This window comes from Pseudoalteromonas sp. 5Ae-yellow, from assembly GCF_014077565.1.
Lineage (GTDB): Bacteria > Pseudomonadota > Gammaproteobacteria > Enterobacterales > Alteromonadaceae > Pseudoalteromonas.
Genome location: NZ_JACGWD010000055.1, coordinates 21,845 through 31,976 on the forward strand (window position 1 = coordinate 21,845; position 10,132 = coordinate 31,976).

A 10,132-nucleotide genomic window follows, 5' to 3' on the forward strand; every position below is an offset into this window, starting at 1 on the left:
ACTTACGCGCAAGCAAAAAGTCTATTACGATTAAACTCAATGCACTTCGCGCTAAAAATAACTACTTGAGATAGATTTATTATCCTAAGTTCAGATTAATTACACTTTTGTCCCCCGTAATTGGGGTGCTGTTTAAATGGAGAATTCAATGGCTTTTGATTATGGATCGATTGATCTTGGACTAAAAAACCCCTTCAAACTGGAAGGTAAAGTAACAGCGCTAAGAGGACTCATTGAGTCTATAGCGGGTATTAGTTTACTTGTTATTGCTGCGGGCTCAGTGAAAGAAGATACAACCGCTGGATGGATTTTAATGGTGTTTGGCATGCTTATTTTAGCATTCGGCATTCGCTCACTTTCAAGTGGTATTTATGCAACTCTTAAGTATTTTGTAGGCAGAAACCACCCTACTTCACTCGCTTATAACTACAGCAAATCACAAGCATCAACCGCTCAAGAAGAACAAAAAGAAGTAGCCTATACAGCGCAATCACTAGAAGAAATGTTGGTTGGTCGTAAAAATAGTACATTTAAAGAGCCTAATGGTTTTTTATCACGTTTACTGCACAGTTTAATCCCTAAGTTATTATTCCTACCTTATCCTATTCGTAATGTTGCTCAGCGCTTATTTGGCTCATGGGTAAGTACCCTTGTTGCACTTATTGCTTATTGCCTTGTAGCATTTGTATCTTTATCGGGTTTTACCGGTGAAGCAGGCGAATTAGCATTTCCTGTTTATAGTGCCATACTAATGTTCTACGTGCTTTTTTCGTGGCGCTCTACGGGTAAACCTATTTCTAGAAACGCTGAAAAAAATATTGAAGCACTTGGTACCGGTGCACTCGCTAAAATTATTTCTTTATCTTTTATTCTACCAATCGCTATTGGTCTTTCTATGTCATGGTTGATGAAAGAGCAGCACATTAGCAAACAAGAAATAGATGGCTGGATTGAACAACTACCTAGTCTTCATGCTGGCATGTACTTAATTGCGATTATTGTATTAGCTACTCTGAGCTGCGCAATTGCTTTCATTATGATTAAAGCGCGTTTAAATGCAGTTACACCTTCGGCTGAAGTATCAGAACTACGTGAAAACTGGCAAGAGTCTGTTCATCCAGACGAAATTTTTATAAACCTTGATAACTTAGTAATGGCTAATCGTCGTTATAAAGAGGTACCTAACAGAGTTTACAGAGAATTAGATCCTAAACTTCAAGAACAAATTGAAGGTAAAGGCGGTTTTAAAGGTGAAATGATTCAAGAAATTCAGCCTAAATTGCACTCAATGGATTTAGGTAAAAACTTCTCGTTAGCAAGGCTAATTTCTTTAGTGAGCGGTAACTTACTTTATATTGTAGCGTTGGCGTTTACTGTATTTTTAGCGTATTCGTTTATCAATATTTATCATTACGTTGACGCGGCAAATATTAGTAGCTTTAAACAAGCATTTAATAACCAACATGTTGTTCAATTTAGTGAGCTATTAATGACAAGCTTTCACTTATTACTAATTGGTATACTCATTAAAGCATTTGCGCAATTGCTTACAAACACAGCTCATTTGTTCTTTGCTGAAATGCAATTTGAATCACTACTAGTGTATTTTAAATGCGAAGGCACATTTACTGAGTCTAAAATATCAACTGGTACGGGTATTCACGATAGTACTCGCTCAGAAAATACGTTAGTACGCAGTAGCATAACGCCTTGGATTATTGTTTCTCGTGTTGTTTCTACTACGTTTGCAGCAACAGGTATGAAAAACCTTGAACATCCTCGCCATATTATGGAAATGCATAAAGACGAAGGACAATTACAAGCAATCAAAAAAGACGTTATTTCATTCTTGAAAGACCGTGAATCTATCGCCTCAATCACCAGTGAGCGTGATTTAGGTAATGCGTCACAAATACATCAACTAAACCAACAAACGCGCGCTATACCTACTCAGCAAGCGATAGCGAAAGATGATGAAGAAGCTGCCGGATATTTAAGACAAGAAGAAAACTTATCTCCCGAGCCCAAGGGTTAATTAACCTCAAACCTAGATAACTTTTATTAATGCCACCTTGTTAACTTAGGTGGCATTTTTTTTAACCTCTATTCAATACTTTTTAACTTTATTACCTCTTTTGCACTCAACAACATGATTAATATTGGATTAGTTCACAAAGCCCTTGCTTTATGTGCCAAAACACAAATAATGAAAGGATTAATTACAGGGTAAGAATGAGGACAATGAGCTATATACTAACCACCCAATGTGCTGATGATGTAGGCTTAATAGCTAAAATTACAGGGCTTTGCCATAAAAATAATTTAAACATTACGCGTAACAACGAATTTGTAGATAAAGACGCGCAGCGATTTTTTATGCGTACAGAGCTTACAGGTGAGCCACAAAGCGACTTTTTAGATCAATTACGCGCACTGTTGCCACAAGGCGCTAAACTTGCGCTACATTGCGGCGCAAAAACTAAAGTAGTTTTACTGGCAACTAAAGAAGCTCATTGTTTAGGTGGTATGCTGTTAAAGCAATTTGAACAAACTCTTAATATTGAAGTACTCGCTGTAATTGCTAACTATGCTGATTTAGAGCCGCTAGCTAAAGGGTTTGGTGTGCCGTTTCATGTTGTATCGCACGAAGGATTAACCCGTAGCGAGCATGATAAAAAGGTAGGTGATTTAATTGCCAGCTACAACCCTGATATTATTGGCCTTGCCAAATACATGCGTATTTTGAGCCCTGAATTTGTGGGTCGCTTTGAAGGCAAAATAATTAATATTCATCACTCATTTTTACCAGCATTTATTGGTGCTAAACCTTATCATCAAGCATTTGAGCGCGGCGTAAAGATCATTGGTGCCACAGCTCACTTTGTTAATAATGAGCTTGATGAAGGGCCTATTATTTTGCAAGATGTAACCAGCGTTACACATGCCAATACCGCAGAAATAATGGCTAAAATGGGTAAAGATGTTGAGAAAACAGTGTTTTGTAAAGCACTGCAACTTGCCTCAGAGCATAAGCTATTTATTAATGGTAATAAAACCGTAGTGTTTTCTTAGCATTAATTATTTTACACATAAAAATATGCCAGCATTGTTGCTGGCATTTTTTTGCTCATAAATAAGCAAGTGACTTTTTAAATGTAAATTATGCCTGCTCTATTGGCTCGAGTTTTAATTTAGCGGCAATTAAAACGGCTTGGGTACGATTGTACACGCCGAGTTTTCTAAATATGGCTGTAATGTGTGCTTTTACTGTCGCTTCTGATATGTGCAGTTCATAAGCAATTTGCTTATTAAGTAAACCTTCGTGCAGATATTGCAGTACTCGGTATTGTTGAGGTGTTAATGAGGCAACTTGCGCTGCTATTTCTCGGTCTTCACCTTCAATTTCAGCTACTTTGTTTTTTAGCTCTTTTGGTAGCCATGTATCGCCTTCAAGTATTTGGTTAATTGCACTGGCAATATCATCAGACGATGACGATTTAGGAATAAAACCCATAGCGCCGTAACCCATTACTTTTGAAACTATATTAGCGTCTTCACTACCCGAAACAACGGCAATTGGTAAGCTTGGGTATTCTTCTCTAATACGAATAAGACCATATAAATCACCATTACCTGGCATGTGAAGGTCTAGCAGTAATATATCAAGATCCTCTTGCTCGCTTAACACTTGCAGTGTGCTGTCAAAATCGGATGATTCAAAAACCTCTAAACCTTCAAATTTTGCGCTCAGTGCGCCCTTTAGTGCTTCACGAAATAACGGATGATCGTCCGCTATTAAAAACTGACTCATGGTTCACTCCTAATAAATTCGGCTGCCAGTTAGGTATAAAACCCCTACTGACAGCCGATATACTACGTTTAGAATCAACTTGTAATCAAGTTTTTAACGCACATTTAACGATTTAATCTGTTCTCGATTAGTTCATCGACTACAGATGGATCTGCAAGCGTTGACGTATCACCGAGTTGTTGGTGCTCATTTGCAGCGATTTTACGTAAAATACGACGCATAATCTTGCCTGAGCGCGTTTTAGGTAAACCCGGTGACCATTGAATCATATCTGGTGATGCTATTGGGCTAAGCTCTTTACGAACCCAGTTACGTACCTCTTTGGTTAACTCATCGCTTACTGTTACACCTTCGTTAGGCGTAATATAAACATAAATACCTTGGCCTTTAATATCATGCGGGTAACCCACTACTGCAGCTTCGGCTACTGCTTCGTGCGCAACTAACGCACTTTCAATTTCGGCTGTACCAAGGCGATGGCCTGATACGTTAAGTACATCGTCCACACGTCCTGTGATCCAGTAATACCCGTCTTCATCACGACGACAACCATCGCCTGTAAAGTAAACACCTGGGTAGGCGCTAAAATAAGTTTGTTCAAAACGTTCATGGTCGTTGTAAACCGTTCGCGCCTGCGATGGCCAGCTATCTAAAATAACTAAATTACCGTCTACAGCACCTTCGAGTGTATTACCTTCAGCATCGAATAATGCAGGCGCAATACCAAAAAATGGATGTGTCGCAGAACCAGGTTTTGTATCAGTAGCACCTGGTAATGGCGTGATCATAATGCCACCGGTTTCTGTTTGCCACCACGTATCTACAATCGGACAATTAGATTTACCAATACTCTCGTAATACCACGTCCATGCTTCTGGATTTATTGGCTCACCAACCGAACCTAAAATACGTAAACTATCACGGTTTGATGAAGCAATTGGCTCATCACCTTTCGCCATTAATGCACGAATTGCTGTAGGGGCGGTATATAAAATAGTTACACCGTGTTTATCAACAATTTCACCCATACGCCCAGCTGTTGGATATGTAGGTACACCTTCAAATAAAACTTGCGTACAACCGTTTACCAGTGGTCCATAAGCAATGTAGCTGTGTCCTGTGATCCAACCTACATCGGCACTACACCAATACACATCGTCTTCTTTTAAATCAAACACGTATTCATGTGTCATTGATGAGTAAACTAAGTAGCCTCCTGTGGTATGCACAACACCTTTAGGCTGACCAGTAGAACCTGATGTATACAATATAAACAAAGGATCTTCAGCATTCATTGGCTCTGGCTCACACTGTGCTGGTAAGTCAGCAACTAGCTCGTGCCACCATATATCGTGCTTATTCCAATCAACTTCACCACCGGTTAATTGGTGTACTATAACGTGTTCAATTGAAGTCACTGTATCTTGTGCAACAGCTTCATCAACGTTTGCTTTTAGTGGTACACAATTACCTGCTCTGCGCCCCTCATCAGAAGTAATAACAACTTTAGCGCCAGAATCTCGAATACGATCGGCAATCGCTGAAGGTGAAAAGCCACCAAATACAACTGAATGAATAGCACCAATACGTGCACAAGCTTGCATTGCATACACCGCTTGTGGGGTCATTGGCATATAAATAGCTACGCGGTCACCTTTTTGTACACCCAGTTTTTTTAAACCATTGGCAAATTTAGCCACTTCGTCATGAAGTTTTTGATAAGTAATGTTCTCACTTTGAGAAGGATCATCTCCTTCCCAAATAAGCGCAATTTTGTCTGCTTTGGTTTTTAAATGGCGGTCAATACAGTTGTAAGACGCATTTAAATAGCCATCTTCATACCATTTAATGCTGATATGGCCTTTATCAAAAGAAGTGTTTTTAACTTTAGTGTAAGGAGTAGACCAATCAAGGCGTTTGCCATGTTCACCCCAAAAACCTTCAGGATCATCAATAGATTGCTTATAAAGCGTATTATATTTATTTTTATCAATGAGAGTCGCATCTTTAATATGCGCCGGAACTGGATAGATACTTTGTGACATCTTCGTCTCCATTAAAATTGCTTGCCTTAGGCTCCTATCAAGGATTACTCAGCAGTGCTTTATTAAGTATTAGACCTTAGTTGTACTCTACTCCAATTTACTCATTTGTAGTTTATAATCCACCTGCTTTCAATTTTTTTACATAAATAATACAACGCGTTAAATGTAAGTAAATGCAAACTAATCAACTCTAAAACCTTAGTCTTATAGACCAATAGGTAATTGAGTAAATATTGCACATATTCAAAAGTGTTTGTGTACTTTAAGAAAGATATTTGCGGTATTACTTGCCAAAGCTTTATTTAACGAATGAAAACAATATGTGTATTGAAAAGCCAAACTAACACCCTTTTTTATTCGTAAGTAATACTAGTAGCAAGTAATACAACCTTACATGAAAAAAAAAGCAACAAACAACAAGTAGCCTATAAAGGACACCACAATGAAATTTACCCCATTAAAAACATTAGCAGCAAGCGCTGTATTATGTGCACTATCAAGCACAGCTTATGCAGCCACTGCAGCAAAAGTTGGAGATACTGAATTTACTTACGGCGGATACATTAAATTAGATGCTATGTGGAGTGACTATTCTGCAGGCGCACCTTCTGGCTCAAGTGTTGGTCGTGATTTTTACGTACCAAGTACACTTACTGTTGGTGATGACAATGACTCTGATGCTGTATTTGATATGCATGCACGTGAATCTCGCTTTAACTTTGGTACTTCAACGTTAATGGATAACGGTAAAACAGTAAAAACCAAAATTGAGTTAGACTTTTTAGCATCAGCGCCTGGTGGCAATGAACGTGTATCTAACTCTTACGCTCCACGTGTACGTCATGCATTTATTAGCTACGATGGCTGGTTATTTGGCCAAACATGGTCTAACTTTCAAAACGTTGGCGCACTACCTGAAGCACTTGATTTTATAGGCCCAGCAGAGGGCACAGTGTTTGTACGCCAAACTCAAGTTAAATACACTACTGGCGCTTGGTCTTTCTCATTAGAAAATCCAGAAAGTACCATTACTACAGGTTTTACTACAAACCCACAGGGTATTAAAAGTTCATCAATGGCTGTAACCGACGATGCTTCACTTCCTGACTTTACTGCACGTTATACCCATAAAGCTGACTGGGGTAATTTAGTAGTTGCTGCACTTGCCCGTCAACTTACTTATAAAGTAGGTGCTATTGATGCCGATGAAACATCATTTGGTGTTAGTGCATCGGGTATGGTTAAACTAGGCGAAGACAACTTTAAGTTTATGCTTACACAAGGTAAAGGCTTAGGCCGTTATGTTGGTGTTAATGTAGCCCATGGTGCAGTACTCAATGGCGATGATTTAGATGCTATTGATTCAACTTCTGGTTTTGTTGCTTACCAGCACAAGTGGACAAGCCAATGGCGTTCAACGTTCTTATATTCATTCTTCAGTGCTGATAACAACACTGATTTATTAGCTATTTCTGGTGATCCGACTGAATCAAGCCAAAGCTATAGCGCTAACATTCTATACTCACCGGTTAAACGTCTAACTTTTGGTGCTGAGCTAAAGCATGCTGAGCGTGAAACTGAAAGCGGCGTTGATGCCGATTTAGATCGTTTACAGTTTTCTGTTAAATACTCTTTTTAATAGCTAAAAAGCTAACTACTTTAAAAAGCGGCCTAGGCCGCTTTTTTTATAAGCGAGATTGAGTTCTATATAATTCATCAATTCGTACCTAAAATCTTTATATGTGGCGCTAAAATCCAAAAAAATAGAATTATTATTGATAAAAACACTAAACACAATTGCAAATCGATATCATTTAGATTAAGTTACACACTTCTTTTGAACTAACTGGAAAAACTTATGTCGTCCCCTCAAGTTTTGCGTTTATCTAAACTAAGCTTTGCTACTTCTTTAATTTTATCTGGTTATGCACTTGCTGATGAGGCAAATGTAAAATCTGAACCTCTCGAAAAAATTGCGGTATATGGTCAGCATCATAAAAACTACATAACTGAAGATGCACAATCTGCTACAAAATTAGGCCTATCAATTAAAGAAACGCCGCAAAGTATTTCCGTTGTTTCTCGTGCATTAATGGACGACTTTTCACTAGACGATATAAACTCAGTACTTGAAAGCACGCCAGGCGTAACAGTAGAGCAAATAGAAACAGATCGTACTTACTTTAAGGCCCGTGGTTTTGAAATTACGAACTTTCAAGTTGATGGCTTAGGGATCCCACAAAGCTCAGGCTCTATTCAAGGTAGTCTTGATACATCAATTTATGACCGTGTAGAGATAGTTCGCGGTGCTAATGGTTTAATGACTGGCGCCGGTAATCCTTCTGCAACTGTAAACATGGTTTTAAAAAAGCCAACTTATACAACACAGGCAAATGCATCAGCATCGTATGGCTCATGGAATAAAAAACGTTTAGATTTAGATGTATCTACGCCAATAAATGAAGACCACGCTGTACGCGCTGTATTTACAAAGCAAAAAGCTGACTCATATTTAGATCGCTACGAAACAGATAAAACCATTGTTTACTTAGCCTACGAAGGCAAATTAACAGACAACACATTATTAAGCGTTAACTACGTTAACCAACAAAAAGACGCAGATAGCCCGCTGTGGGGTGCACTACCTCTTTATTATACAGACGGAACAGCAACCGATTACGACGAATCAACCAGCACCGCTGCTGACTGGTCTTACTGGGATAACAGTGCTGAGCAAGTATATGTAACACTTGAACAAAACTTATCGGCAACATGGGTAGCTAGAGCACGTTATGCTCACATCGAAAACGAACAAGACTCAGAGTTGTTCTACGTATCCGGCACCCCTGATAAAGATACTGAACTTGGTTTAACAGGTTATGCTAGCCGTTATGATTACGAAGATAAGCATGACTTATTTGATTTATATGCCAGTGGTAAGTTTGATTTATTTGGCCAAGAGCACGACCTATCATTTGGTGTTAGCCAAGCTAAAATGGATTACAACGAGCAGTCTCTTTACGATTACACTACAGGCAATGGTTTTCCAGATATGCCATCACTTAAAACGTGGGATGGTGTAGTACCAGAGGCAACACTTGCTGATGGCTTAGATGGTAGTGATATTACTAACGAGCAAAAATCAGCTTACATATCTACTCGCATTAAATTAAGTGAGCCTTTAAGTGTGCTCGCTGGTGTGCGTTATACCGATTGGAAAACAAAAGGGAGTGCTTACGGTGTTGAACAAACAAGAAGCGACTCTGAAGTTATTCCTTATATTGGCACGGTGTACTACTTTAACGAGTCTCTATCAGCTTATGCAAGCTACACAGAAACATTTGTACCGCAAAAAGAGCTTGATATTAATGCCAACCAATTAGCTCCCGTAATAGGTAAAAGCAGTGAAGTTGGTATAAAAGCACAGTTACTTGATGACCAAATTTTCGTAACTTTTGCTTACTTCGATGCAAAGCAGGAAGGGCTTGCCATAGCTTTACCCGACTCACTACCTAGTGATACGCGTTATTATGCAGCAGATGGTATTAACAGCAACGGCTTTGAAGTTGAACTAAGTGGTCGAATAACAGATGATTTAAGCGCAAGTGTAAGTTTTAGTAACCTAACTATTGATGGTGATGATTTAGTTAAAGATTACACACCTGAAAATCAACTTAAAGTGGCCGCAACCTACCAAGTACCTTTAGTTGATGGTTTATCATTTGGTGCAAACTATCGCTGGCAGGATTCAACTAGCCGAGTTCAAGTCGAAGATACAAATGGTATTGCAAGCGTCACTACTCACCAAGATGCATACGGGTTACTTGATTTAATGGCCACTTACGAAATTACAGATAACGTAGGAGTCACTTTCAACGTAAATAACACCACCGGTGAAAAATATTTGCACAGCCTGTACTGGGCACAAGGTTACTACGGTGCACCTCGTAACTACGCCCTATCTGTAAACTGGCAATTATAAATATATTTGATTAATTAAAGACTCTAGATTTTTTTCTATTGAATTAAAAAACGACACATTTTTAATGTGTCGTTTTTATTTTATCTAACCTGATGTAAGTTTTTAATAACATCGAGTAGGGTGAGGCTTATGCCTCATCCCTCTCACAGAACCGTACGTACGGACCTTGTACCCTTCACATTTTATCAACTTATTTCCTAAACGCTGATAAAGCAAGCCATCCCGTATTCACTTTTTCTATTGGATATAAACCAAGCTCCTCAAACCATTGGTTTGGCATCGATACACAAGATA

At 38.8% G+C, this 10,132-nt stretch carries 6 protein-coding genes; 4 read left to right on the top strand and 2 right to left on the bottom strand.

All coding sequences use genetic code 11. The features are described from left to right. Positions 1-148 precede the first annotated feature (148 nt). Both H4J63_RS14440 and purU read left to right on the top strand, forming a co-directional pair. Positions 149-2,035 carry a hypothetical protein gene (locus tag H4J63_RS14440; protein ID WP_182197249.1) on the top strand — a complete coding sequence of 629 codons (1,887 nt, stop codon included), beginning with the start codon at positions 149-151 and terminating at the stop codon, positions 2,033-2,035. A gap of 206 nt (positions 2,036-2,241) precedes the next feature. After that, positions 2,242-3,072: a formyltetrahydrofolate deformylase gene (purU, locus tag H4J63_RS14445; RefSeq protein WP_182197250.1), complete on the top strand. Its 831-nt coding sequence runs from the start codon at positions 2,242-2,244 to the stop codon at positions 3,070-3,072. Between the two features lie 88 nt (positions 3,073-3,160). Here purU and H4J63_RS14450 read toward each other — a convergent pair whose 3' ends face one another. Next, on the bottom strand, positions 3,161-3,811 hold the full coding sequence (locus tag H4J63_RS14450; protein ID WP_007584799.1) for a response regulator transcription factor: 651 nt from the start codon (positions 3,809-3,811) through the stop codon (positions 3,161-3,163). Positions 3,812-3,915: 104 nt separating this feature from the next. Continuing rightward, positions 3,916-5,856: an acetate--CoA ligase gene (gene acs, locus H4J63_RS14455; protein WP_182197252.1), complete on the bottom strand. Its 1,941-nt coding sequence runs from the start codon at positions 5,854-5,856 to the stop codon at positions 3,916-3,918. A gap of 442 nt (positions 5,857-6,298) precedes the next feature. Here acs and H4J63_RS14460 point away from each other — a divergent pair, with 442 nt between their 5' ends. Both H4J63_RS14460 and H4J63_RS14465 read left to right on the top strand, forming a co-directional pair. Beyond that, entirely contained in the window at positions 6,299-7,495 is a 1,197-nt protein-coding gene (locus tag H4J63_RS14460) for a DcaP family trimeric outer membrane transporter (protein WP_182197253.1), read from the top strand. 219 nt (positions 7,496-7,714) lie between these two features. Continuing rightward, the gene (locus H4J63_RS14465) at positions 7,715-9,838 is read left to right on the top strand and encodes a TonB-dependent siderophore receptor (RefSeq protein ID WP_182197255.1); all 2,124 of its coding nucleotides are present in this window, start codon (positions 7,715-7,717) and stop codon (positions 9,836-9,838) included. The last annotated feature ends 294 nt before the right edge of the window (positions 9,839-10,132 follow it).